Here is a 23,375-nt window from a genome sequence, read left to right as displayed (position 1 = left end):
ACGGCTCTTGTTATTCGTTGGCGACCACGGAAATGGGGTCGTCAAACCAGTGTTCTTCCAGATTTGGGCCATCGCCGATGCGGTCAATCACGGCGAAAAGCCCATTGCCGCCCAAGGGCGTCAGTACCCCGTGCCAGACACCGCGGTGGATGTTCACGGCCTGGCCAGGCTGGGTGATGAAAGCGTGAAGCTGTCCCGGCTTGGCGTCTGAACCTTCTGCGGCGACCACCAGAAAGGGCGCGTCCGACATAGGCACAAAGCATTGCGAACCCTCTGGGTGGCGTTCGACCATCTGCACGGCAAAGGGCAGGGTGAAGAGTTCGGATTGAAACAGGCTCACCCCGGTGTGGCCATCGTTGATATCCACCTTGGCGCGGTCGTGAAACCGCCCGCAGAGGCCCTGGTTGATGTATTTGTTGGGCTCGCCGGTGGGCTCAATCACATCGCCAAAGGGGGCGAAAGCATCTGCGGTCAGGGGAAGGGCGGTCAGTTTTGTCATGTCAGGCGCTCGGTAAAATGTCAGTCAGGCGATGATAGGCGATGCGTTCAACCTGGTGGCAGGCCTCTGCAAATTCGGTTTCGCGGTCATTGTTGATGCGGGTTTTAAAGGCCGCCATGATCGACGCCTTGTCGTGGTCGCGCACCGCAATGATGAAGGGGAAGCCGAATTTATCGGTGTATTGGGTGTTGAAGTCGGTGAACATGGTGCGTTCTTCGTCGGTCAGGGCATCCAATCCAGCCCCCGCCTGTTCGGCGGTTGATTCAGCCGTCAGGCGTTTGGCGGCGGCGAGTTTGCCGGCCAGATCGGGGTGGGCGGTCAGGACGCCCAGACGGGCGGCTTCGGGCGCGGCGCGAAACACTCGGCAGAGCGCATTGTGCAGACCGACATCGGTGTCATGGGCGGGGCCCAGTTCCAGACGATGCGCGCCCTCTGCAATCCACGGCGAATGCTCGAAGATACCGCCGTAAGATTCGATAAACGTGTCTTTATCCATCTGGGATGGTCGTGCCCAAGGGGCGGGGGCCGGGTGGTGTTCGTGCCAGTGATGCGCGATGTCGATGCGGCGGGCGAACCAAACGTCAGAATGTGATTTGGCGTATTCGATGAAACGGCGCAGCGCCTGAATGCGGCCTGGGCGGCCCAGAAGGCGGCAGTGGATGCCCACGGACATCATCTTGGCCTGACCGGCCTCGCCCTCGGCATAGAGCGCATCAAAGGTGTCTTTCAGATAGGCATAGAACTGATCGCCGGAATTGAACCCCTGCGGCGTGGCAAAGCGCATATCGTTGCAATCAAGCGTATAAGGCACCACGAGCTGATCACGTTCGCCGTAACGCACCCAATGGGGCAAATCGTCATCATAGGCGTCGGCGACGTAGTCAAAGCCGCCTTCCTCTGCCACCAGCCGCATGGTGTTGACCGAGCAGCGCCCGGTGTACCAGCCGGTTGGGCGTTCACCGGTAACCTCACGATGGAGCGCTATGGCGCGTTCCATGTGGCGGCGTTCATCAGCCTCTGACGCATCCTTGTAGTCAATCCATTTCAGGCCGTGGCTGGCGATCTCCCATTCAGCGTCCTGCATCGCACGTACTTGGGCAGGTGAGCGCGCCAATGCGGTGGCGACGCCATAGACCGTGACGGGGATGTCATGTTCGGTGAACAGGCGGTGCAAGCGCCAGAATCCGGCGCGTGCGCCATATTCATAGATTGATTCCATGTTCCAGTGACGTTGCCCGGGCCAGGCTGCAGCACCGACGATTTCGGACAGGAATGCCTCTGACGACGGATCCCCATGAAGGGTGCAGTTTTCACCACCTTCTTCATAGTTTACAACGAATTGTACGGCGATCTTCGCGCCGCTCGGCCAGGCCGGGTCCGGTGCGTTTGCGCCGTAGCCTTGCATATCTCTTGGGTATCGTGTCACCTGTGAAGTCCCTTAACTTTTCGTGGAGTATAGGGCGAGTGGTGAGAATTCACCTTCAAATAATATCGTAAGCACTTTCGATATTTATAGGGTTTTTCCGTAAAATGAATCACGGCAAAACCGATGAAACAGGAGGATCACATGGCTGGATATCTGACGACTCATGTTCTGGACACCGCACGGGGTTGCCCGGCCGAGGGGATGAAAATCGATCTGTACCGGATCGAAGGCGACAGCCGCACCCATATTCGCAGTCTGGTGACCAATGATGATGGGCGCACCGACAGTCAGATCCTGCCAGAGGCCGAATTTGAAATCGGGACTTATGAACTGATCTTCCACGCCGGGGCCTATCTGGATGCGACGGGGACACCGCCAGAGGATCCCCGGTTTTTGAATGTGATCCCGCTGCGGTTTGGCATGTCAGAGGCGTCGCATTACCATGTGCCGCTGTTGTTGTCGCCGTTCGGCTACTCCACCTATCGCGGGAGCTGAGGGGAATAGGCGGGACAAGGCCCCTTTAATCACTCCAACAATTCCTTCAGCGCGTTGGCAACGCGGCCGGCTGCAAAATCAATGAACAACCGCGCCTTGGGATCCTGATGGCGACGATGGGCATATAGGCAGCCCAGTTGAACCGGCACGGGCGGGGTTTGGGTGGCCACAGGGACCAGAGCGCCACTGTTCAGATATTCCGCCATTTCATAAAGTGGTTTGATAACAATTCCATGACCATCCAGTGCCCAGTTGGTCAACACATCACCATCATCGGTTTCGTAGGGGCCAGAGATGGCAAACCGTTCGGGGCCATCTGGGGTTTGCAGCATCCATTGAAATTCAGGCGCGCCCGGGAAACGCAGGTTCAGGCAATCATGTTTGTCGCGGATCAGATCGCCGCCGGTTTCGGGCATTCCCCGGCGGGCAATATAGCTGGGTGACGCGCACAGCACGCGTTCACAATCGGCGATCTTGCGCATTTTCAGGTTGCTGTCTTCGGGGGTTCCAAGGAAAAACGCGGCATCCAATCCTTCCTGCGTCAGATCGATCTTGCGGTCTGACAGGCGCAAGCGGACCTCTATCAACGGATATTCTTCTTTAAACTTCGGCAGCATCGGGGCCACAAACCGCCGTCCAATGCCCAAGGGGGCGGCGATAAACAGGGTGCCGCGTGGGTTGTGGGTGACGTCAGAGATTGCGGCCTCTGCCTCTGACACTGCGTCAACGATGCGCAGGGCGCCCTCGTAAAAAATCCGCCCTTGTTCCGTGGGTTGCAGGCTGCGGGTGGTGCGCTGGAAAAGCCGCACGCCCAAGTGACCCTCTAGCTGAGAAATGCGCGACGAGGCCACAGCAGGCGAAATCCGTTGATCACGCGCGGCTGCGGACATGCTGCCCAAGTCATAGACCCGGATGAAAGTTCGGACATTGTCGATATAGGACATGTGTGTCCCCCGCTTATTTATCGGATTTACTTGAAACTGCTTGGTTCATTTCGTGAATTCAAGGAAAAAAGCAAATAGGCTAGCCTGATAAAAATTTCCGACTGGAGGGCGTGATGCAGGATATTGCAATAATGTGGGACTGGGTTGGGTTCGCTGTGCGGTGGCTGCATGTCATCACGGCGATCGCCTGGATCGGGTCATCATTCTATTTTATTGCGCTGGATTTGGGGTTGCGCAAGGCGCCCGATCTGCCCGAAGGAGCCCATGGCGAGGAATGGCAGGTCCATGGCGGTGGCTTTTATCACATTCGCAAATATCTGGTGGCCCCGGCAGAAATGCCTGATCACCTGACCTGGTTCAAATGGGAAAGCTATGCGACATGGCTGTCTGGGGCGGCGTTGCTGATGATCGTTTATTGGTCAGGGGCAGAGCTGTTTTTGATTGATCCGAATGTCGCGGATTTGTCTGTCTTTGTTGCAATCCTGATTTCCGCCGGTTCGCTGACCATCGGCTGGCTGGTCTATGACCGTCTGTGCAAAAGCGGGTTGGCGGAACAGCCGACCTTTCTGATGGTGTTGTTGTTCATCCTACTGGTCGTGATGGCCTGGGGATATACCCAAGTGTTCACCGGGCGCGCGGCGCTGCTGCATCTGGGGGCGTTTACCGCGACGATCATGACGGCAAACGTGTTTTTCATCATTATGCCCAATCAGCGGATTGTGGTGGATGACCTGAAAAACGGCCGCACGCCGGATGCAAAATACGGCAAGATCGCCAAGCTGCGATCAACCCATAACAACTATTTGACGCTGCCGGTCGTGTTCCTAATGCTGTCGAACCACTACCCGCTGGCCTTTGCCACGGAATATAACTGGATCATCGCCTCGTTGGTGTTCCTGATGGGCGTCACGATCCGGCATTACTTCAACTCCATGCATGCCCGCAAAGGGGAACCCACATGGACCTGGCTGGTTACAGCAATGATTTTCATCGCGATTATGTGGCTGTCGACCGCACCGCTAAGACAAGACACGACGGAGATGTCAGAGGCGCCCCCCATGAGCGAGATTGAACAAGTCTTTGCCAATGCTGAAGGCTTTGACGAGGTGGCCGGGATGATCCCCGGCCGTTGCTCTATGTGTCACAACCGCGAACCGTTTTGGGACGGTGTGCATCGTGCGCCCAAGGGCATTGTGTTGGAAACGCCTGCTGATATCGCCCGTGCCGCGCGCCAGATTTACTTGCAGTCCGGGGTGACCACCGCGATGCCGCCCGCCAATCTGAGCCTTATGGAAGAAGAAGAGCGAAAAGCGATCATCCGTTGGTATCGCAACGCGGTCGAGGATTTGCCGCTGCGGCTTGCTGCTGGACTGTGATCAAACCTATATTGCGCTTCCGGCAAAATTGGGCTGTATTGCATACAACTGCATACTGTCCGAGTCGGAGGTGTTTGACCCATGTTGCCGGACGCAAGGTTGATCGGTGAAACTGTTTTGACATTGAGCATCGGCATTGCCGGTGCACTGTTGTTTTGGCTGATCGGGTTACCGGCGGCCTTTCTGACCGGGCCCGCGGCCTGTGTAACACTTGCCGCGCTTGTCGGCGCGCCGCTGCGAATTCCGGGGCCGCTCCGCACTTTTTGTTTTGTCACCATTGGCTTGGGGATTGGGTCTGGTGTCAGTCCTGAGGTTATGGCAACGGCGTTAAACTGGCCCGTGAGTTTTGCCTTTCTTGCATTGGTTCAGTGGCTGTCGATCCTGGTGGGCGCGCTGTTGTTGTTGCGCCTGTTTCGGTTTGGCAAGGATGAAGCGGTGATCTGTGCGGTGCCGGGACTTTTGAGCTTTATCGTCAGCCTGACCATGGATCGCGGGGCTGATGTGGCCCGGGTCAGTCTGGTGCAGTCGGTACGGGTTTTGGTTTTGGCATTGGTCGTACCGATTCTATTGAAACTATGGGGTGTGGATACCTATACGACCGGGACGACGGTGCCGGATATGGCGATTTATGGTCTGCTCCCGTTGCTGGGCGTGGTTTGGATATCCGGCAATTTGCTTGGAAAAAGAGGCCTGCCTGCCGCCCATATCATGGTTGGGGTTTTAATTGGTGCTGCGTCGAGCCTGACCGGATTGACCCGGGGCGGAATTCCTGATGAAGTTTCAATCATGGCTTTTGTGATTATCGGCTCTTTGATCGGCACCCGGTTTCGGGGGCGCCGGGTACGTGACATGGGGGCGGATGTCAGGGCTGGTCTGGTTGTGACCTTTTCGGCCGCAGTGATTGCCCTGATCGGGGCCTGGTTGGTTTCCTGGGTGTTGGGTTTGCCGCTGGCCCCATTATTGATCGCCTTTGCCCCAGGTGGGTTAGAGGTGATGATCGCTATGTCGATACAGCTGGGTCTGGACCCGACCTTCGTCGCGGCGCACCATGTGGCGAGATTGTTGATTCTGATGACGTTAGTTCCGATGGCACTGCGTCGGATTGAGGGGGGAAAATCTGGGTTGCAATGAATCAGCCATGACCCTATAGGAGCGTAAGTTCACTATAGGAAACATTTGATCCGATCAGAACACTTGCCTGTAGGGCTTAGAATTAAAACCGGAGGAACACCAATGCCGCAAGATCAAACCGAACTGCTTCGCACGCCACTGTATGACTTACATGTAGAGCTTGGTGGAAAAATGGTTGGATTTGCGGGATGGGAGATGCCGGTCCAGTACCCGATGGGTGTACTGGGAGAGCACAATCTATGCCGCGAAAAAGCGGCGGTTTTTGATGTGTCGCACATGGCGCAGGTAGAGCTGCGCGGCGACGGGGCGGCGGAAAAGCTGGAATCTCTGGTGCCTGCCAGCATCACACCCCTGGCCGAAGGCAAAGCCCGGTACACATTTTTCACCGATGAGAATGGCGGCATTCTGGACGACTTGATCGTTTCAAACGCGGGCGATCATCTGTTCGTGGTGGTCAATGCCTCGATGCGCGATCAGGATATTCCGCATATGCGCGCCCATCTGGATGGGATTGAGGTGATTGAAATCACCGACCGGGCGTTGGTTGCCGTACAGGGGCCCAAGGCCGTGGATGTGGTGGGTGCGCTATGCCCTGCTGCCGTGGACATGAAGTTCATGGAAACCACGGTGTTGGAGATTATGGGGGCCGAATGCCGGGTGTCGCGGCTGGGCTATACCGGTGAAGATGGCTATGAGATTTCCATCCCCCACGACCGGGCAGAAGAGATCACCCGCGCGTTTCTGGCGCATGAGGATTGTGGCCCTGCCGGTCTGGGCGCACGGGACAGTCTGCGGTTGGAGGCCGGTCTGTGCCTCTATGGCAATGACATTGATCGCACCACCAGCCCGATCGAGGCGAATCTGTTGTGGGCGATCCAGAAACGTCGCCGCGAAGAGGGCGGATTTCCAGGCGCGGAACGTATTCAGGGCGAAATTGCCAATGGTCCGGCGCGTAAACTGGTGGGAATTCAGCCAGATGGGCGGGCCCCGGCGCGTGCAGGCGTTGAAATTCAGGATGATGCTGGCAATACTCTGGGTCAGATCACCTCTGGCGGGTTTGGTCCGACAGCGGGTGGTCCGGTCGCATTGGGTTATGTGTCCAGCAGCCACGCCGAGGCCGGTACAAAGGTCAATCTGATCGTGCGTGGCAAAGCGCAACCCGCGACGGTGGCATCCCTGCCATTCGTGCAGCAAAACTACAAACGTTAACTCTGGGAGAAATATAAATGGCAACTTATTATTCAGAAGATCACGAGTGGGTCGTTGTCGAAGGGGATACCGCAACCGTCGGGATCACTGAACATGCTGCTGAGCAATTGGGTGATGTGGTGTTCGTCGAACTGAAGGAAGAGGGCGACGAGTTTGAAAAAGGTGACGACATTGGCGTGATCGAATCCGTCAAGGCGGCCTCTGAAATCTACGCACCGGTTGACGGCGAAGTGATCGAGGCCAACGAGGCACTGGTGGATGCCCCCGGCGATCTGAATGCCAGCCCGGAAGGCGATTCCTGGCTCTACAAAATCAAAATCACCGATGCGAGCCAGCTAGACGATTTGATGGACGCTGACGCCTACAAAGCCTTTATCGGCTAAAACCACTCAACTTTACCCAACATTCACCTTGCCGGATAATCCGGCGGGGTGGGCAATGATAGGGGGCATATATGCCGTTCAAACTTACAGATTACGCCGCTTACGATTTCGCAAACCGCCGCCACATCGGACCGAGCCTTCAGGAAACGGTCGATATGTTGAAGGTGATTGGATACACAACACTGGATCAGTTGATCGATGATACCGTGCCAGACGCGATCCGTCAGTCGGAACCTCTGGACTGGGGCCCGGCGATGACAGAGCGTGATGCGCTGCATCACATGAAGCAGGTGGCGTCGAAGAACAAGGTTCTGACCTCTTTGATCGGGCAGGGCTATTACGGCACCACCACGCCCCCGGTCATCCTGCGCAACATTCTGGAAAACCCGGCCTGGTACACGGCCTACACCCCCTATCAGCCAGAAATTTCGCAAGGGCGACTAGAAGCACTTTTGAACTTCCAGACGCTGATCACTGACCTGACCGGGTTGGATATCGCCAATGCGTCGCTTTTGGATGAATCCACCGCAGCGGCCGAAGCGATGACGATGGCGAAACGGTCAGCAAAGTCGAAGTCGAACAAATTCTTCGTCGATGAAAACTGCCATCCGCAAAACATCGCTGTGATCCAGACCCGGGCAGAACCCCTGGGCATCGAAGTTGAAACCGGTGATCCGCTGAGTTTCGACGCCAGCCAGTATTTCGGCGCGATCTTCCAGTATCCGGGTACCTACGGGATTGCCCGTGATTTTACTGACATCATTGCCAGCCTGCATGAAAACAAGGCCTTGGCGATTATTGCCGCTGACCCGCTGGCGCTGGCGCTGTTGAAAAGCCCGGGCGAAATGGGGGCCGATATTGCCGTCGGATCTACCCAGCGCTTTGGCGTGCCCATGGGCTATGGCGGCCCGCACGCGGCCTATATGGCCTGTAAAGATGCCTATAAGCGCGGTATGCCGGGCCGGATCATTGGTGTGTCGATCGACAGCCGCGGCAACAAGGCCTATCGCCTGTCATTACAAACCCGTGAACAGCATATCCGGCGTGAGAAGGCCAATTCCAACGTCTGTACGGCGCAGGCGCTGTTGGCCGTCATGGCGTCGATGTATGCGGTGTACCATGGCCCCGATGGGATCAAGGCGATTGCCCAATCAGTGCATCGCAAAACGTCACGTCTGGCCAAAGGATTGGAAAGCCTGGGCTTCAAGGTGGAGCCCGAGGTGTTCTTTGACACGATCACCGTGGATGTCGGGGCGCTGCAGGGTGTCGTGCTGAAGGCTGCGGTCAACGAGGGCATCAACCTGCGCAAGATCGGCGATAACCGGATTGGCATTTCGCTGGATGAGCAGACACGCCCGGAAACGATCGAGGCCGTCTGGCGTGCCTTTGGCGGCGATATGACCGATGACAGCCAGGCCAACCGCGAATACCGGTTGCCGGAACATATGCTGCGCGAAAGCGGCTATTTGGATCATCCGATTTTCCACCTGAACCGGTCAGAGGCGGAAATCACCCGCTATATGCGGCGTCTGGCTGACCGTGATCTGGCGCTGGACCGCGCCATGATCCCGCTGGGATCGTGCACGATGAAGCTGAACGCAACGATCGAAATGATCCCGGTCACCTGGCCCGAGTTCGCCAATATGCACCCCTATGTGCCGGATGATCAGGCGCAGGGATATCTGGAAATGATCGATGATCTGAACGACAAGTTGTGTCAGATCACCGGATATGACGAGATTTCCCAACAGCCAAATTCTGGTGCCCAAGGGGAATATGCGGGTCTGATGACCATCCGCGGTTATCACGCCAGCCGGGGGGAAGAGCATCGCAACATCTGTATCATCCCAACGTCAGCGCACGGCACCAACCCGGCCTCTGCCCAGATGGTGGGCTGGAAGGTTGTGCCGGTGAAATCGGACGACAAGGGCAACATCGATGTCGAGGATTTCCGCGAGAAGGCTGAAAAGCATTCGGATAATCTGGCGGCCTGTATGATCACGTATCCGTCGACCCATGGTGTGTTCGAGGAAACCGTGACCGAAGTGTGTGATATCACCCACAAACATGGCGGTCAGGTCTATATCGACGGGGCCAATATGAATGCGATGGTAGGTCTGGCGCGGCCCGGCTCTATCGGTGGGGATGTCAGCCACCTGAACCTGCACAAAACTTTTTGCATTCCGCATGGCGGGGGTGGCCCCGGTATGGGCCCGATTGGGGTCAAGGCACATCTGGCACCCTATCTGCCAGGGCACCCGGAACGTGATGCGGCGATCGGGCCAGTTTCGGCTGCGCCGTTTGGATCGCCCTCGATCCTGCCGGTCAGCTGGGCCTATGTGTTGCTGATGGGCGGCGAGGGCCTGACCCAGGCAACCAAGGTTGCGATCATGAACGCCAACTATATCGCGACACGGCTGAAGGATGCCTATGACATCCTTTACACGTCTGAGAATGGTCGGGTGGCGCATGAATGTATCCTGGATACGCGACCACTGGCCGATAGTGCGGGTGTCAGCGTTGATGATGTTGCCAAGCGCCTGATTGATAACGGTTTCCACGCCCCAACGATGAGCTGGCCCGTGGCGGGCACGCTGATGGTAGAGCCTACAGAATCCGAGCCCAAGGCAGAGATTGACCGGTTCTGTGACGCGATGCTGTCGATCCGGGCAGAGGCGCAGGACATCATCGATGGCAAGATCGACGCGGAAAACAACCCGCTGAAAAATTCACCACATACGGTGGAGGATCTGGTTGGTGATTGGGATCGCCCCTATACACGCGAACAGGCCTGTTATCCTGCTGGTGCATTCCGGGTGGATAAATACTGGGCGCCGGTCAACCGGGTGGACAATGCCTATGGCGATAGAAACCTTGTCTGCACTTGCCCACCGATGGAGGCTTATGCCGACGCGGCGGAATAAGGGCTGAAATCAGAAAAAGAAAAACGGGTCAGAGGTTTCTGGCCCGTTTTTTACTTTGAAATTGTGAATTTCGGGATCTTTCGGGACGATCACATATACATCACAATAGCCATCACAAGCGCGGCAAAGACAATGACTGCAGCGGCAAGTTTTATGGGTTTTGTCTGTTTTTGGGTTTCGGGGTTCGTTTCCATGTGTGTGTTCCTTTCCATCTCTCACAGAACGTGATTTTCCTGACCGCCCCCAAAATCAAGGATTGTGCACGATTCCTGAATACACGCTATGAGTTGAAAACGGCGAAATAAGGGCGAGAGTAGAGCGGTCACATGGGGAGAGATCTCTGGACCAATTCGATGTTGCCTTGACGTTCCTTCCAGACATACTTGAAATATATCAAGCCACTCGTTCTTTGCAGAACGCGGAAATTTTATGTGGCTGCTATGTCTCATCCCGTTTGTGAGACAAACAGAAAAGCGGGATAATCAGGGCGGCCGCGAGGGCATAAATGCCGGCATTGGTCGCGCCAATGTTGTCTACGGCGTCTTTTAACGCCCCAAGAAGTATTTTGGAATCTTTGGAGTTTCCAATTTGATCGGGCAGACCACCGGTCATGATTAGCACACCAAGAAGGCCGAATAAGGCCATGAAAATAAAGGCTGAAGCGTATCTAAGGACCATTAGTATTCTCCGTTAATTGGAGACAACTTAGCTAAAAACTTTGGCAAAATTTTGATCAATTGCGCACGATTGTTTCTTTCTCAATCAGCAGATCGTTAAAATTCCGCCCAGATGGTCATTGGGCCGTCATTAATCAGTGACACCTGCATTTCGGCTCCGAATTGGCCTTGAGCGACCTGGATCCCCTGTGCGCGCAGTTGTTGTGCGAAGTATTCATAAAGCCGTTCCCCGTCTGCCGGGGCGGCGGCCGCCGAAAAACCAGGACGGTTGCCGCGGGACATGTCGGCCGACAGGGTAAATTGGCTGACCACCAGCGCTGCGCCACCGACATCTAGAAGCGATAGGTTGGTTTTGTCCTGATCATCACGAAAGATCCGCATATTTGCGATTTTTGCGGCAAGCTTGTCGGCGTTTGCCTCTGTATCACCCTGCATCGCGCAGACCAGGATCATCAGGCCGGCGTCGATTTCGCCGATGGTTTGGTCATCAACGGAAACAGAGGCCTGGGACACTCTTTGGATCAGCGCGCGCATCGGGGTTCCTTTCATATTTCATGTGGGTCCTAGCGATGGCAGGCCGGTTGCGCAAGCGTGTGACGCAGGTCAAGGCATCGATGTGTGGGATTTGCTAGAATCGTAGTGGAAACGCGGGAAAAGGAGGCGAAAATGGTTGAAAAGTCCCACACCAGCGGTTTCTGGCCCTCGCTCTATGAGCCGCTTCGAACAGCGGGGGCGCGTTTGGCGGAATGGATCGCACCCGCATCAGAGGCGTCATCAGGTGAAGATGCCTATCGGATCGCCGTGGAATTGCCGGGCGTGGCAGAGGCTGACGTTGATCTGCAAGTTCACGATGGAATCGTGACATTGAAGGGCGAGAAAAAGTCCGAGCGCGAGGAAAAAGGCGACAAATGGTATTTCAGCGAACGTCAGTACGGGGCGTTCAGTCGGAGTTTCCGTTTGCCACCGGATGCAGATCAGGAGGCCGTGACCGCGAGTCTGACTGACGGCGTTTTGACGATCTCTGTCCCGCGCAAGGGCGATACTGCCCCAGACGGCGCACGCAAGGTCGCGATCAGCACCTGATCCGCGGGCCATAGGCCGAAAAATGATCAATTCTGCGCGGCGGGCGTGATCTGTGACTGAACATACCCGAGAGTTCGGATAAGTTTGAAACGACTCGGGTGTGTTGCACACCTGATGGTGTGAGGTATGTCATGAGGCTTGGCCGCCATTTCTTGCTGTGTTTGGTACTATGTGCGGCCCCTTGGTTGGTCGCGACAGCACCCGCGCAGGCGTTGGAATCGGTGTCGCTGTCTGCCCCAAACGCATCAGAGGATTTGCAGGATGATTTGCGCGCGGCATCGCTGGTCTTTGCCGCCAAACGCGATGGGGTCAGTAACCCGCAGGATGTGCTGGCAGCAGCGCGGGCGGATTATGCGCGCCTGACCGGTGTTCTTTACGCGCAGGGGCGCTATTCCGGGGTTATTCAGGTCAAGGTTGATGGGCGTGAGGCGGCAGAGATTTCAGCGGTTGATGCGCCCGGACGCATTGATCGGATTGACCTGATTGTCCGACCGGGCCCGGTGTTTCGGTTTGGTGAGGCGCAGGTCGCCCCTTTACCCCCGGTGGCTGACATCCCATCGGGATTTCAAACGGGTGAACCTGCGCGAAGCGATGTAATACAAGAGGCCGCGCGGGCGGGCGTTGCGGCGTGGCGGGATGCCGGGCATGCCAAGGCCGATCTGGGCGCGCAATCGCTGAGGGCAGATCATAGGCGAGCAATTCTGGACGCCCGACTAACGATGCAGCCCGGCCCGCAGTTGCGGTTTGGCACTTTGCATCTGGAGGGGGCAACCCGGGTGCGTGGATCACGGGTGCACAAGATCGCCGGGTTCCCCGAAGGTGAGGTCTTTGACCCCGCAAAGCTGGAGGATGTCGCCCGCAGGCTGCGCCGCACCGGCACATTTCGATCGGTTGCCTTGCGCGAGGCCGAAGAGCCAAATCCGGATGGGACGTTGGATGTGACCGCAAACCTCGTGGACGAAAAACGTCGGCGGATCGGTTTTGGCGGCGAATATTCCACGATCGAGGGGGCGACGGTTAGCGCCTATTGGATTCATCGCAATCTGTTGGGTGGCGCCGAACGGTTGAGGTTGAAAGCCGAAATCGCGGGCGTCACCGGGGAAACTGGCGGCACCGATCTAAGCTTTGGGGCCCGCTATACGCGACCGGCAACGCCTGATCCCGAAAGCGATCTGTTTGTCGATTTCCAGATAGAGCGGTTGGAAGAGCCGGATTTCACCGCCGATCAATATACGCTGGGCGTCGGTTTGGAGCGGCGATTTAGTGAGGAGCTGAGCGGAAGCGTCGCTGTGGAGTGGCAGCATATTCGCGTATCTGATCAGGTTATCAGTGCAAGTCTGGATGTTTTGAGCCTGCCGGTGACAGCCACCTGGGACCGGCGGGATGAGCCGCTGGATGCGAAGCGGGGGACATATCTCTATTCCGAACTGCGCCCGTTTCTGACGTCTGGGGCAAGTTCCAGCGGGCTGCGGCTGTTCGCGGATGGGCGGACCTATCATGCGATATCGGAAAAGCTGGTACTGGCCGGGCGTTTGCAATTTGGATCGGTCACCGGGCCATCTGTTGCCACGGCGCCCCCGGATTATCTGTTTTATTCGGGCGGGGGCGGCACCGTTCGCGGGCAATCCTATCAATCGCTGGATATTGATCTGGGTGACGGGCGCAGTCGAGGCGGACGATCCTTTCTGGGACTGTCGGCAGAGGCGCGCCTGGCAGTCAAGGGTGACTGGGGCGTCGTTGGGTTCGTCGATGCGGGGTATATTGGTGCTGCATCCGTGCCGGATGGCAGCGGCGAATGGCATGGTGGCGCGGGTTTGGGCCTGCGATATGACACCGGGATTGGACCGATCCGGGTGGATCTGGCGATGCCTGTGGGTGGTGATGGGTCCGGCGTGCAGCTTTACGTCGGCATCGGGCAGGCGTTCTGATGCGGGGTCTGGCGATACTCTTTTGCACCGTGATGTTTGCATATGCGGCCTGGGCGCAGGACACGACAGAGGATGACCGGGGGTATCTGACCCGGTTGTTGGAAGAGAACCTGTCGACCGAGGATCAGGAAGTCACCATCACCGGCTTTGCTGGCGCGCTGAGTTCGCAGGCCACGATGGCAAAGCTGACCATCGCCGATGCGGATGGTATTTGGCTGAGCCTCGAAGATGTGGTGCTGGATTGGAGCCGCACCGCGCTGTTGCGTGGACGGGTGGAGGTCAACACGCTGAGCGCGGCAAAGATTGACCTGTCGCGCCTGCCAAAATCAGAACCCAAACCACCAGAGGCAGCGGCGACGGAGTTTACCGGCTTTGCCTTGCCGGAGTTACCAGTTTCCGTGAATATCGGACAGTTGGACATTGAAGAGGTCACTCTGGGGGCAACCATCCTGGGGCAGGCGCTGCGTGTATCTGTTGAGGGGGACATGCAACTGGCCGATGGTGCGGGCAACGGGGCGCTGACCCTGAAGCGTCTGGATGACATTGCCGGGACCTGGGTGGTTGAAGGCAGTTATGCCAATGCTTCACGCGAATTGATGCTGAATATTGATTTGAGCGAGGCCGCAGGTGGTTTGGTGGCCACCCGGTTGAACCTGCCGGGCGCGCCGGCCGCGCGGTTATGGGTGACCGGCGCGGGGCCGATTGACGCCTACTCTGCCAAACTGGGGTTGGAGACTGATGGCACCCAACGCTTGGCTGGCGAGCTGGCACTGGAGGCCCTGATCGATGCCGAATGGGTGCAGACCCGAGAGCGGCGCGCGGTTTTTGACCTGCAAGGCGATATTGCGCCACTTTTTGCGCCAGAGCATCGGGCGTTTTTCGGCGATGACTTGCGATTGGCCAGCACTGTGTATTGGCAACCTGGGCAGGGTGTTCGGGTTGAGGACCTATCCCTGAACGCACAATCGCTGAACCTGCAGGGTGCGGCGGAAATCGGTGCCGGTGGCTGGCCGGAGCGTTTCGCTCTGGAGGCCAAAATCGAAGACCCCAAAGGCAATGCAGTTTTGCTGCCTGGGCGTGGGCTCGGAACGCGACTGCGTCAGGCGGAGCTTTCTTTGAGCTATGACGCTGCCGCGAGCAATCGGTGGACCGGTGCCGTAACGGTAGAGGGCCTCATGCGCCCCGATTTGGCACTGGATCGGGCCCGTGTGGGCGGTTCTGGCCGGATAGAGCGTGGGGATGGCGGGGTTGGTATCGGACAGATCACTGCCGATATGGCCTATGCGCTGGAGGGGATCGGATTCACCAATCCGGCCATGCGTCAGGCGACCGGAGAGCGCATTACAGGGGCGCTATTGGCGCTGTGGAATCGTGGTGAGCCGCTGGAGCTGCAGCAGTTCGCGCTGGCCGGGGATGATTTCAGGCTGCTGGGCCGGTTGATGATCGATGGTCTGTCTGATGCGCTGCGGATGAGCGGCAATGTCCAGGTCAATGCGCGTGACCTGTCGCGCTGGGCGGATTTGGCGGGCCGCGATCTGGGCGGCGCGGCCCAGTTTGATCTGGCGGGTTGGGTGAAACCCCTGGGCGGGGCGTTTGATCTGCAGCTGGATGGTGGGGCGGACAGCCTGCGGATTGGTCGGGCAGAAGCGGATCGGCTATTGGCGGGGCGATCGGATCTTTCAGTGTCGCTGTTGCGTGACACCAACGGTTTGAGCCTGCGCCAGCTAAGTGTGACGTCGCCGCAGGTGCAGATGGACGCCAACGGGCGATTGGGTGCCGAGGATGGTGACCTGTCGGCAGAGGCAATGGTGAAAGATATTGCGGTTCTGGTGGATGGGTTTAGCGGCCCGTTGACCAGTTCGCTAACCGCCACGCGGCGGGGCGGCGATTGGCAAGTGAATGCGCGCGCCCAACAGGGTGGAAATGCAGATTTAACCGTCGCGGGGAGCCTCGCGCCAGATGGCCAGGCTGCAGATTTACGAGGGACAGGCCGGTTTGCGCTGGGGTTGCTGAATGGTCTGATCGCGCCGCGGTCGATGGGGGGGATGGCGGATCTGGATATAGGGCTGCGCGGGCCTTTGACGCTGACCTCTCTCAGTGGTCGACTGTCTGCGTCAGATGCGCGATTTTCCGCGCCAAATTTGCGTACTGCGTTGCGCGGGGTTCAGGTGAGCGTTGATGTCGCAGAGGCACGGGCAGAGCTTGATCTGCGCGGCGCGCTGGCCTCTGGTGGGCGGGTGACGCTGGGCGGGAATGTCGGGCTGACAGCCCCATTTTCCGGGGCGCTGAATCTAAACCTGGACCGGGCGCGTCTGATTGACCCAGAACTTTATGATGCGCGGCTGAATGCGGATATCACCGTCGACGGCCCCTTGGCCGGTGGTGCGCAAATCCGCGGCCGCATTGATATGTTGGAAACGGAAATTCGGGTGCCGTCTAGTTCTGGCCCCGGGATTGGAAGCTTGCCGGATCTGGCCCATGTGAATGAGCCCGCCGCCGTTCGGCAATCCCGTGCGCGGGCGGGATTGATCAAGGATGAGAGCCAAGGCGGTTCTGCTGCGGTGTATCCGCTGGATATTCTGGTTAATGCGCCGGGCAAGATTTTTGTTCGGGGGCGCGGTCTGGACGCTGAACTGGGGGGATCGGTGCGCATCAAAGGCACGACATCAGAGGTTGAGCCCGAAGGCGGCTTGGAACTGATCCGGGGTCGTTTGGACATTCTGGGCCGACGCCTGACGCTGACCGAAGGGCTGGTGCAGATGCTGGGCAGCCTGTCGCCATGGATGCGGATGGTGGCGACGGCGGACGCGCCGGATGCAGAAGTGTTTGTGACGGTTGAGGGGCAGGCGGAAAATCCGGAAATCAGCTTTACCTCTCAACCGGACCTGCCCGAGGATGAAGTGCTGGCACTGTTGTTGTTTGGCCGGTCGATTACAGAAATATCTGCGTTTCAGGCCGCACAGTTGGCAGCGGCAGTTGCGACGCTGGCCGGGCATGGCGGCGAGGGATTGGTCGGAACCTTGCGGCAAAAGTTCGGGTTGGATGATTTTGATGTCACCAGTTCAGACGAGGGTGGCACAGAGGTCAAGGCCGGTAAGTACCTGTCGGACAATCTGTATACCGAAGTGGAGGTGGGGCAGGATGGAAGTTCTGACATCAACCTGATCCTGGATTTAAGCCCTTCTGTCACGGTCAAGGGGGGACTGGGGCAGGACGGCGACACCAGTATCGGTATCTTTTTTGAGCGCGATTACTGACCAGATAAGATTATTCGAAATCCGGAATTGACATATCCGATAAAAATAGTCAGATAATGGATCAAACACAGCCACCCTGCCGGGGAGCCAGTCATTCAGCCATCAGTCCGGGGGTCGCCATGAATGCGATGATAGATTTTAGCAAGCAATCAATCAAACGTGATATGCACGAGATTTTGCCCGCCCATGATGCGCGTGCGTTAACTCGGGGCGGGTCGGTCGCCAATATCGAACTGGATGGGAAAATCTACACACTACGCATCACTCGGGCTGGAAAACTGATCCTGACGAAGTGAGCGCACTTTAGCGTGCAAAGCGCGCCGGGTGATAAGGAGCCATATCGATATTCGGGGTCTGAGCATCAATGATTTGCGCCAATAGGCGACCGGTTTTGGGGCCTGCCGTCAGGCCGATATGCTGATGACCAAAGCCGGTAAAAATGCCGGATTTCCCCACCTCACCGATCACTGGCAGGCTGTCGGGTGTGGAGGGGCGGAAGCCCATCCATTCCTGCGTGCCGCTGTATGTCAGATTGGGGAAGGCTGTTTGCGCGTGTCGTTTGATCAGTTTGATCGGGGCCTTGCTGGGTCCGGCCAGATGATCGCCCAACTCAACGGTGCCAGCACAGCGCAATCCCATATCCATTGGATTGACGGCGAATTTTCCCTTGTAGATCATCATTGGGTTGCGCGGGGTTTCAGATGGGTTTTCAAACAGAACATGATAACCGCGTTCTGTTTCCAGCGGGATTTTCAGCTTTAGCCGTTTTATCAACTCTTTGGACCAGATCCCCGCCGTTACGACGGCCTTATGGCAATCGATTTGCCCGCAATCGGTATCGATATGGGTGACGCGCCCGTCGGGGCCTGTGTGAATGTCCTGAACTTCGGCCTGCAACACGGTGCCGCCCTGCTGGGCAAAATGTTGGGCCAGTTCTGTCACATATTGACCCGGATTGGTGATGTGGCCGTGCCCTTCAAGCTGGGCAAGGCATCCGACTGCGGCCCCCAGGATGGGTTCTTCCTCCTGCACGGCGGGGCCGGTTAGGACAGTGGGGTTAAAGCCTGCCAGTTTTTTCATTTCCCAGCTATAGGCATCGGCGTTAAAGGCGGCCTCTGACGGATAGGCATAGCTGAATTTACTGTCGCGCACCCAGTGTTCCAACGGCGTGCCACGTACCAGCGATTTGTGCTGATCAACCGCATCGGTGAGGATCGGAGCCAGATGGGATACGATGCGTCTGGTGCCGCTGTCGGTGGCGTGAGACATGAAACGCATAATCCACGGCAGCATCTTGGGGACATATCCCCATTTCATGAACAGTGGGCTGTTGGGATCAAGCAGGTATTTCGGCGCATCACGCCACAGGCTGGGCGAAGTTACCGGAACCACCGCCCATTGTGCGATCAATCCAGCATTGCCGAAGGACGCTGCCATGCCAGGCTTGTCCTTGTCGACAAGGATCACGCGGTGACCGCTGCGTTGCAGCCAGATGGCCGTGGACACGCCGCATATGCCCGCACCGATAACAATGATGGGTTTGTCTGACATTGAGCCTCCGATCACGCTGAATAGACCTAAGGTGGCGGGTGCTGACAAGGGATATTTCAGGGGTGATGCGGGTGGTTGGGGTAGAACCGGGGCGCTGCCCCGGACCCCGAGGTATTTTTGGCGAATGGAAGGGGCGGGTGCCCCGGAATTCGTCTTGGATTAGGGGGTGTTATTGTCGTACGCCTGCGAATTTTGTCTGCCAGGCTTCGCGTTCTTCGTCACTGATTTTGGCGAAGAGGACATCGGGAACGGTGAAGGCGTGGCCGGGGGCGAGAGTGGCCAGCGCCTGATCAATGTCACCGGGCCAATCGGCACTGTCGGTGTTCATCGCGGTCAGCATGGCGGCGCTGGCGTCAGGAATGAAGGGGCGCGAGAGAACCGCGTAGAGGCGGATCAGGTTCAGGGCCAGACGTACCACTGCGGCGGCGCGGTCCGGGTCGGTTTTGAAGGCGGCCCAGGGGGCGGCCTCTTGCAGGTATTCGTTGCCCAGAACCCAGATGGCGCGCAGTTCAGATGCGGATTTTCGCACCTCCATCGCGTCCATATGGCCCTCATAGGCGCGGATGCGGGTGGTCAGGGCCTCTATCAGGGCCTCTTCCTGCGGGCCGTAGTCGCCGCCAGCGGGCACCTCTTCGCCGAATTTAGAGCGGCAGAATTTGGTGATGCGGCTGACGAAGTTGCCTAGAACGTCAGCGAGGTCTTTGTTGACGGAGGCCTGGAAGTTTTCCCAAGTGAACTCGCTGTCAGAGTTTTCCGGGGCGTGGCTTAGCAACCACCAGCGCCAGTAATCGGCGGGCAGGATGTCCAGCGCCTGATCCATAAAGACGCCACGCCCTTGAGAGGTCGAAAATTGGCCGCCGTCATAGTTGAGGTAGTTGAAGGACTTGATGTAATCGACCATCTTCCATGCCTCGGAAGATCCGGTGGCCGCGTTGTGGGCATTGGTGCCCAGTATCGTCGCGGGGAAAGACAGGGTGTGGAACGGTACGTTATCTTTGCCCATGAACTGGACATAGCGCACGTCATCGGCGCCCTTGTCGGTGCGCCACCAACGTTGCCAATCGGCGTCTTGCTTGCCGTGTGCTTCGGCCCATTCGGCGGAACAGGCGATATATTCGATGGGCGCGTCGAACCAGACGTAGAAGACCTTGCCCTCCATCCCCGGCCAGTCCTGATCGCCTTTTTTCACCGGCACGCCCCAGTGCAGATCGCGGGTGATGCCGCGGTCTTGCAACCCGTCACCATCGTGCAGCCATTTCTTGGCGATGGAGGTGGTCAGGACGGGCCAGTCGTGTTTGGAAGTGATCCAATCGTTGAGTTGGTCCTTCATCGCGGATTGGCGCAGATGCAGGTGTTTGGTTTCACGAACCTCCAGATCGGTGGCGCCGGAGGTGGCGGAGCGCGGGTCGATCAGGTCTGTCGGGTCAAGCTGTTTGGTACAGTTTTCACACTGGTCGCCACGGGCCTTGTCATAGCCGCAGTTGGGGCAGGTGCCCTCGACATACCGGTCCGGCAGGAAACGGCCATCGGTGGCGGAATAGATTTGTTGCTCGACCACTTCTTCGATCAGGCCAGCATCGGCCAGACGGCCTGCAAAATGCTGGGTCAGGCGATGGTTTTGCGGGCTGGAGGAGCGGCCGAAATGGTCAAAAGACAGGCGGAAACCGTTGGACAGCTCTGTCTGCACAGCATGCATTTCGCGGCAATAGGTATCGACTGGCTGGCCCGCCTTGGCCGCGGCCAATTCTGCCGGGGTGCCGTGTTCGTCCGTGGCGCAGAGAAACATCACCTCATGCCCACGGCCGCGCATGTACCGGGCGTAGAGGTCAGCCGGAAGCTGGCTGCCGACAAGATTGCCCAGATGCTTGATCCCGTTGATATAGGGGATCGCCGAGGTGATGAGGATGCGTGCCATTGATCAGCCTTCTTGAAAGAGTTCCGGCCCCTCATAACGCAAGGGTGCGTGAGGCTCTAGGCCCAATCTGCGCCAAGCCTGAGGTCAGGTTCGATCCCGGAACCGCGACAGCATTCGCCCGATGATGAATGATGTACGCGGCGTATATGTATAAGGTGTGCGTTCCGCCACACTGCTGCGTTTGCGCATGCGGTTCAGGCCAAAGAGTGCAAGTGCGGTATGGCCCAAAGCGATGAAGCCAAACAGCGCCATAGAGCCAAATAGTTCAATGAGAGCAGAGGCGACATAGGGGCTGGCAATGGCGCCCAAGGCGTAGCAAAAAACCAGTGATGCGGCCAGTTCGACCCGTTGTTCATCGGATGCAAAATCATTGGCATGGGCGGCAGAGACCGAAAAAATCGGCATTGTGGCAAAGCCAAAGAAGGCAGCGCCGACCAAAACCCAGGCCGTGCCAACCCCACCGATACTGACAGAGATGATGCACGAAAACACGGACAGGCCGGACAACCAGATCAACACCCAGCGGCGGTCGTATTTATCCGCGAGCCATCCAATCGGGTATTGCGCGAGCGCCCCGCCAAGGGTGAAACTGGCCAGAAAATATGCGATCTGATCCACGCGCAGGCCAATTTCCATCCCGTAAAGCGGACTAACCATGCGAAACGCCGCTGTGGACAGGGCGGCGATCACCACGCCAACCGCCCCAAGCGGAGAAATCCGCCATGCGAGGGAGGGTTTCAGCCGCGTGGTTTGGGGTGTTGAAGGTTGTTTATGGGATGTCAGTGCCAAAGGCAGCAGCGAGGCGCAGCACAGGATCACGAGAATATTGTAGCTGATATAGCTTGCGGGCTCTAGCACGGCGATCAGCAATTGTGCACAGGTCGATGACCCGATATCGACGATCCTGTAGGTGCCAAACATCCGGCCCCGGTGTTCATTTTCAGTTTTGGCATTTAGCCAGGCTTCGATCACAGAATAGCTGCCGGCGACGCAAATCCCGGACGCCACCCGGCACAGTGCCCACAAATAGGGATCATCCGTCAGTGTATGGGATATAAGTCCAATTGCGCCCGCGGCGGCAAAGGCGGCAAAGGCGCGGCTGTGACCAATTGTGCCCATCCAGCGTGGCGCCCACCAGCATCCGATAAAAAAGCCGACAAAATGCGCTGAACCCAACAGACCGATCTGTTGTTTGGTAAATCCAAGAGCAATGCCAGAGACCGCATCCAAAGGACCCACACCGCCCGACGAGAGCTGCATCAGAGCAAGAGACAGAAACAGGGCCGCAAAGGAAATGATCAGGCGCATCGGGTATCGCTCTTTGTTCAGGGGTATCCTGATAGGAAGCTGACGACGGGCCTACCGGTTTTGCGACATTTTTCAAGGCGTATTTCGGCAATTGTTTTGTTATCGCCCGATCATTCGCCTTAAAGTTTGATCACGCTTGATGAAATGGCGCTGCAAGGCGCCTGCGATATGCAGTACGACCAATCCAATGAATGTTTTGGTCAGCACATTGTGGGCAGCAAAAAGCACGCTTTCCCAGCGTTCCGACACCGGTGTGAGTGGTGGGAGAGCAATGCTGCCAAACAAGACGGTGCTGATCCCAGTCGCTGAACTGGCAAGTAGGCCGGTCAGCGGTATGGCCAACATCAGCAGATACATCACAAAATGCACCCGGGACGACAACCACAGCTGCCAATTGGGTACATTTGTGGAGATGGCTGGCGGCGGGGGGCTGAACCGATGCCAGATCAGTCGAAGCACGACAAGGATCAGCAGGCAAAATCCAATGCTTTTGTGAAGGCCGTAAAGCCAGAGATTTGACAGTGAAGGAACCATATTTGCGATGCGCCAGCCAAGGCCGAGCATGAAAATCAGGCCCAGGGCCATCAACCAATGCAGGCCGCGGCTGATGTTGCCATAGGTTTGGGATGTGTTTTGCAATCTCATCAGGATCTCGCATTGATGTAAACATCGATTTCCAGCTGCACCTCATCGGCGACCATATCCGGCCAGCCGGTCGCCCCAAATGCCCTGCGGTTGATGGTGCCCTCTAGATTGATTCTCAGATGGCCCAGATCGGTCGGAGCGCTATCCGCTGGTCGAAACAGGCGAGCCTCTAGCCGAATTGGGCGGGTTACATCACGAATTGTGATCTGTCCGTCGATTGAGGCGCCCGTTGCAGATTTGCGTATGTTGGTACTGTGAAAGCGGATGATCGGGTGGTTGTTCGCATCGAGCATTTTCGGCCCTCGAAGCGCCTGTGTGGCAAAGATGAAACCGGCGCGAGCGTTGGCTGCGTCCAGATCTACCTGAACGCTGGACCGGCGCACATCGGTGACATCAATGGTCAACTCTGCCCGAAGAATGGGCATCTGTCCCCGGATTGCGTCGTTCCCGAGCCTCCAGATAAAGCCGACTTCGGAATTTGCGTCATCCAGACTGTACGACTGTGGCGCCGCGTGAAGTGTGGCGGGGCTATGCGCCAGGCCATAGGCCGCGAGGCCGGTAAGCATCGATCTGCGGGTCGTCATGTTCATGGGGAAAGGATACTACGCCTTAGACCCGTCCAAA

General features: G+C 57.5%; 20 protein-coding genes. 10 read left to right on the top strand and 10 right to left on the bottom strand.

Annotation, left to right across the window (positions count from 1 at the left end; translation table 11 throughout):
- Window positions 1–10: 10 nt before the first annotated feature.
- Window positions 11–499, bottom strand: a complete 489-nt coding sequence (locus AC2D8P_RS02885; protein ID WP_484700274.1) for an ureidoglycolate lyase — start codon at window positions 497–499, stop codon at window positions 11–13.
- A 1-nt stretch (window position 500) separates the two neighbouring features.
- Window positions 501–1,925 carry an allantoinase PuuE gene (gene puuE / locus AC2D8P_RS02880; protein ID WP_484700272.1) on the bottom strand — a complete coding sequence of 475 codons (1,425 nt, stop codon included), beginning with the start codon at window positions 1,923–1,925 and terminating at the stop codon, window positions 501–503.
- A 141-nt stretch (window positions 1,926–2,066) separates the two neighbouring features.
- Between puuE and uraH the strand changes: the two genes are divergently transcribed.
- The gene (gene uraH, locus AC2D8P_RS02875) at window positions 2,067–2,420 is read left to right on the top strand and encodes a hydroxyisourate hydrolase (protein WP_484700271.1); all 354 of its coding nucleotides are present in this window, start codon (window positions 2,067–2,069) and stop codon (window positions 2,418–2,420) included.
- 29 nt (window positions 2,421–2,449) lie between these two features.
- Here uraH and AC2D8P_RS02870 read toward each other — a convergent pair whose 3' ends face one another.
- Window positions 2,450–3,364: a LysR family transcriptional regulator gene (locus tag AC2D8P_RS02870; protein WP_484700270.1), complete on the bottom strand. Its 915-nt coding sequence runs from the start codon at window positions 3,362–3,364 to the stop codon at window positions 2,450–2,452.
- A 113-nt stretch (window positions 3,365–3,477) separates the two neighbouring features.
- Here AC2D8P_RS02870 and AC2D8P_RS02865 point away from each other — a divergent pair, with 113 nt between their 5' ends.
- The 5 genes from AC2D8P_RS02865 to gcvP all read left to right on the top strand — a co-directional run bounded on the left by AC2D8P_RS02865 (window position 3,478) and on the right by gcvP (window position 10,387).
- Entirely contained in the window at window positions 3,478–4,740 is a 1,263-nt protein-coding gene (locus AC2D8P_RS02865; protein ID WP_484700268.1) for a urate hydroxylase PuuD, read from the top strand.
- An 81-nt stretch (window positions 4,741–4,821) separates the two neighbouring features.
- Window positions 4,822–5,871 (top strand): AbrB family transcriptional regulator, encoded by a 1,050-nt coding sequence (locus tag AC2D8P_RS02860; protein ID WP_484700267.1) that lies wholly within the window; start codon window positions 4,822–4,824, stop codon window positions 5,869–5,871.
- Between the two features lie 102 nt (window positions 5,872–5,973).
- Window positions 5,974–7,080 (top strand): glycine cleavage system aminomethyltransferase GcvT, encoded by a 1,107-nt coding sequence (gene gcvT / locus AC2D8P_RS02855; RefSeq protein WP_484700265.1) that lies wholly within the window; start codon window positions 5,974–5,976, stop codon window positions 7,078–7,080.
- Window positions 7,081–7,097: 17 nt separating this feature from the next.
- A complete protein-coding gene (gene gcvH / locus AC2D8P_RS02850; RefSeq protein WP_484700263.1) occupies window positions 7,098–7,463 on the top strand; it encodes a glycine cleavage system protein GcvH in 366 nt (121 codons plus the stop codon).
- A 71-nt stretch (window positions 7,464–7,534) separates the two neighbouring features.
- Window positions 7,535–10,387, top strand: a complete 2,853-nt coding sequence (gcvP, locus tag AC2D8P_RS02845) for an aminomethyl-transferring glycine dehydrogenase (protein WP_484700261.1) — start codon at window positions 7,535–7,537, stop codon at window positions 10,385–10,387.
- Window positions 10,388–10,825: 438 nt separating this feature from the next.
- Here gcvP and AC2D8P_RS02840 read toward each other — a convergent pair whose 3' ends face one another.
- Both AC2D8P_RS02840 and dtd read right to left on the bottom strand, forming a co-directional pair.
- The gene (locus AC2D8P_RS02840) at window positions 10,826–11,065 is read right to left on the bottom strand and encodes a hypothetical protein (protein ID WP_484700259.1); all 240 of its coding nucleotides are present in this window, start codon (window positions 11,063–11,065) and stop codon (window positions 10,826–10,828) included.
- A gap of 95 nt (window positions 11,066–11,160) precedes the next feature.
- The gene (gene dtd / locus AC2D8P_RS02835) at window positions 11,161–11,598 is read right to left on the bottom strand and encodes a D-aminoacyl-tRNA deacylase (RefSeq protein ID WP_484700592.1); all 438 of its coding nucleotides are present in this window, start codon (window positions 11,596–11,598) and stop codon (window positions 11,161–11,163) included.
- 132 nt (window positions 11,599–11,730) lie between these two features.
- Between dtd and AC2D8P_RS02830 the strand changes: the two genes are divergently transcribed.
- The 4 genes from AC2D8P_RS02830 to hemP all read left to right on the top strand — a co-directional run bounded on the left by AC2D8P_RS02830 (window position 11,731) and on the right by hemP (window position 17,628).
- Window positions 11,731–12,147, top strand: coding sequence for an Hsp20/alpha crystallin family protein (locus AC2D8P_RS02830; RefSeq protein ID WP_484700258.1), 417 nt, complete (start codon window positions 11,731–11,733; stop codon window positions 12,145–12,147).
- Between the two features lie 131 nt (window positions 12,148–12,278).
- Window positions 12,279–14,075 (top strand): autotransporter assembly complex protein TamA, encoded by a 1,797-nt coding sequence (locus AC2D8P_RS02825; protein ID WP_484700256.1) that lies wholly within the window; start codon window positions 12,279–12,281, stop codon window positions 14,073–14,075.
- A complete protein-coding gene (locus AC2D8P_RS02820) occupies window positions 14,075–17,332 on the top strand; it encodes a translocation/assembly module TamB domain-containing protein (RefSeq protein ID WP_484700255.1) in 3,258 nt (1,085 codons plus the stop codon). The genes AC2D8P_RS02825 and AC2D8P_RS02820 overlap by 1 nt, the downstream gene beginning before the upstream one ends.
- A gap of 164 nt (window positions 17,333–17,496) precedes the next feature.
- Entirely contained in the window at window positions 17,497–17,628 is a 132-nt protein-coding gene (gene hemP / locus AC2D8P_RS02815) for a hemin uptake protein HemP (RefSeq protein ID WP_484700590.1), read from the top strand.
- Between the two features lie 7 nt (window positions 17,629–17,635).
- On the opposite strand, the gene AC2D8P_RS02810 is transcribed toward hemP, so the two are convergent.
- The 5 genes from AC2D8P_RS02810 to AC2D8P_RS02790 all read right to left on the bottom strand — a co-directional run bounded on the left by AC2D8P_RS02810 (window position 17,636) and on the right by AC2D8P_RS02790 (window position 23,341).
- Complete coding sequence (locus tag AC2D8P_RS02810) at window positions 17,636–18,883, bottom strand: NAD(P)/FAD-dependent oxidoreductase (RefSeq protein WP_484700253.1); 1,248 nt, start codon at window positions 18,881–18,883, stop codon at window positions 17,636–17,638.
- Window positions 18,884–19,052: 169 nt separating this feature from the next.
- Entirely contained in the window at window positions 19,053–20,798 is a 1,746-nt protein-coding gene (metG, locus tag AC2D8P_RS02805; protein WP_484700251.1) for a methionine--tRNA ligase, read from the bottom strand.
- A gap of 84 nt (window positions 20,799–20,882) precedes the next feature.
- On the bottom strand, window positions 20,883–22,106 hold the full coding sequence (locus tag AC2D8P_RS02800; protein ID WP_484700249.1) for an MFS transporter: 1,224 nt from the start codon (window positions 22,104–22,106) through the stop codon (window positions 20,883–20,885).
- A gap of 99 nt (window positions 22,107–22,205) precedes the next feature.
- Window positions 22,206–22,751 (bottom strand): cytochrome b, encoded by a 546-nt coding sequence (locus AC2D8P_RS02795; RefSeq protein ID WP_484700247.1) that lies wholly within the window; start codon window positions 22,749–22,751, stop codon window positions 22,206–22,208.
- Window positions 22,751–23,341, bottom strand: coding sequence for a YceI family protein (locus tag AC2D8P_RS02790; protein WP_484700245.1), 591 nt, complete (start codon window positions 23,339–23,341; stop codon window positions 22,751–22,753). Before AC2D8P_RS02790 ends, AC2D8P_RS02795 begins: the two co-directional genes overlap by 1 nt.
- Between the last annotated feature and the right edge of the window lie 34 nt (window positions 23,342–23,375).

The organism is Roseovarius sp. YIN77 (genome assembly GCF_057219155.1).
This window is presented reverse-complemented; position numbering and strand designations above follow the sequence as displayed.

What these genes read in the sequence shown, in the direction of transcription:
- AC2D8P_RS02865 (WP_484700268.1), top strand. Translation starts at nt 3,478, where the DNA reads ATGCAGGATATTGCAATAATGTGGGACTGGGTTGGGTTCGCTGTGCGG.
- AC2D8P_RS02840 (WP_484700259.1), bottom strand. Translation starts at nt 11,065, where the DNA reads ATGGTCCTTAGATACGCTTCAGCCTTTATTTTCATGGCCTTATTCGGC.
- gcvT (WP_484700265.1), top strand. Translation starts at nt 5,974, where the DNA reads ATGCCGCAAGATCAAACCGAACTGCTTCGCACGCCACTGTATGACTTA.
- AC2D8P_RS02870 (WP_484700270.1), bottom strand. Translation starts at nt 3,364, where the DNA reads ATGTCCTATATCGACAATGTCCGAACTTTCATCCGGGTCTATGACTTG.
- gcvH (WP_484700263.1), top strand. Translation starts at nt 7,098, where the DNA reads ATGGCAACTTATTATTCAGAAGATCACGAGTGGGTCGTTGTCGAAGGG.
- AC2D8P_RS02810 (WP_484700253.1), bottom strand. Translation starts at nt 18,883, where the DNA reads ATGTCAGACAAACCCATCATTGTTATCGGTGCGGGCATATGCGGCGTG.
- AC2D8P_RS02860 (WP_484700267.1), top strand. Translation starts at nt 4,822, where the DNA reads ATGTTGCCGGACGCAAGGTTGATCGGTGAAACTGTTTTGACATTGAGC.
- metG (WP_484700251.1), bottom strand. Translation starts at nt 20,798, where the DNA reads ATGGCACGCATCCTCATCACCTCGGCGATCCCCTATATCAACGGGATC.
- AC2D8P_RS02830 (WP_484700258.1), top strand. Translation starts at nt 11,731, where the DNA reads ATGGTTGAAAAGTCCCACACCAGCGGTTTCTGGCCCTCGCTCTATGAG.
- AC2D8P_RS02885 (WP_484700274.1), bottom strand. Translation starts at nt 499, where the DNA reads ATGACAAAACTGACCGCCCTTCCCCTGACCGCAGATGCTTTCGCCCCC.
- AC2D8P_RS02820 (WP_484700255.1), top strand. Translation starts at nt 14,075, where the DNA reads ATGCGGGGTCTGGCGATACTCTTTTGCACCGTGATGTTTGCATATGCG.
- AC2D8P_RS02800 (WP_484700249.1), bottom strand. Translation starts at nt 22,106, where the DNA reads ATGCGCCTGATCATTTCCTTTGCGGCCCTGTTTCTGTCTCTTGCTCTG.
- hemP (WP_484700590.1), top strand. Translation starts at nt 17,497, where the DNA reads ATGCACGAGATTTTGCCCGCCCATGATGCGCGTGCGTTAACTCGGGGC.
- dtd (WP_484700592.1), bottom strand. Translation starts at nt 11,598, where the DNA reads ATGCGCGCGCTGATCCAAAGAGTGTCCCAGGCCTCTGTTTCCGTTGAT.
- AC2D8P_RS02825 (WP_484700256.1), top strand. Translation starts at nt 12,279, where the DNA reads ATGAGGCTTGGCCGCCATTTCTTGCTGTGTTTGGTACTATGTGCGGCC.
- AC2D8P_RS02790 (WP_484700245.1), bottom strand. Translation starts at nt 23,341, where the DNA reads ATGAACATGACGACCCGCAGATCGATGCTTACCGGCCTCGCGGCCTAT.
- uraH (WP_484700271.1), top strand. Translation starts at nt 2,067, where the DNA reads ATGGCTGGATATCTGACGACTCATGTTCTGGACACCGCACGGGGTTGC.
- AC2D8P_RS02795 (WP_484700247.1), bottom strand. Translation starts at nt 22,751, where the DNA reads ATGAGATTGCAAAACACATCCCAAACCTATGGCAACATCAGCCGCGGC.
- gcvP (WP_484700261.1), top strand. Translation starts at nt 7,535, where the DNA reads ATGCCGTTCAAACTTACAGATTACGCCGCTTACGATTTCGCAAACCGC.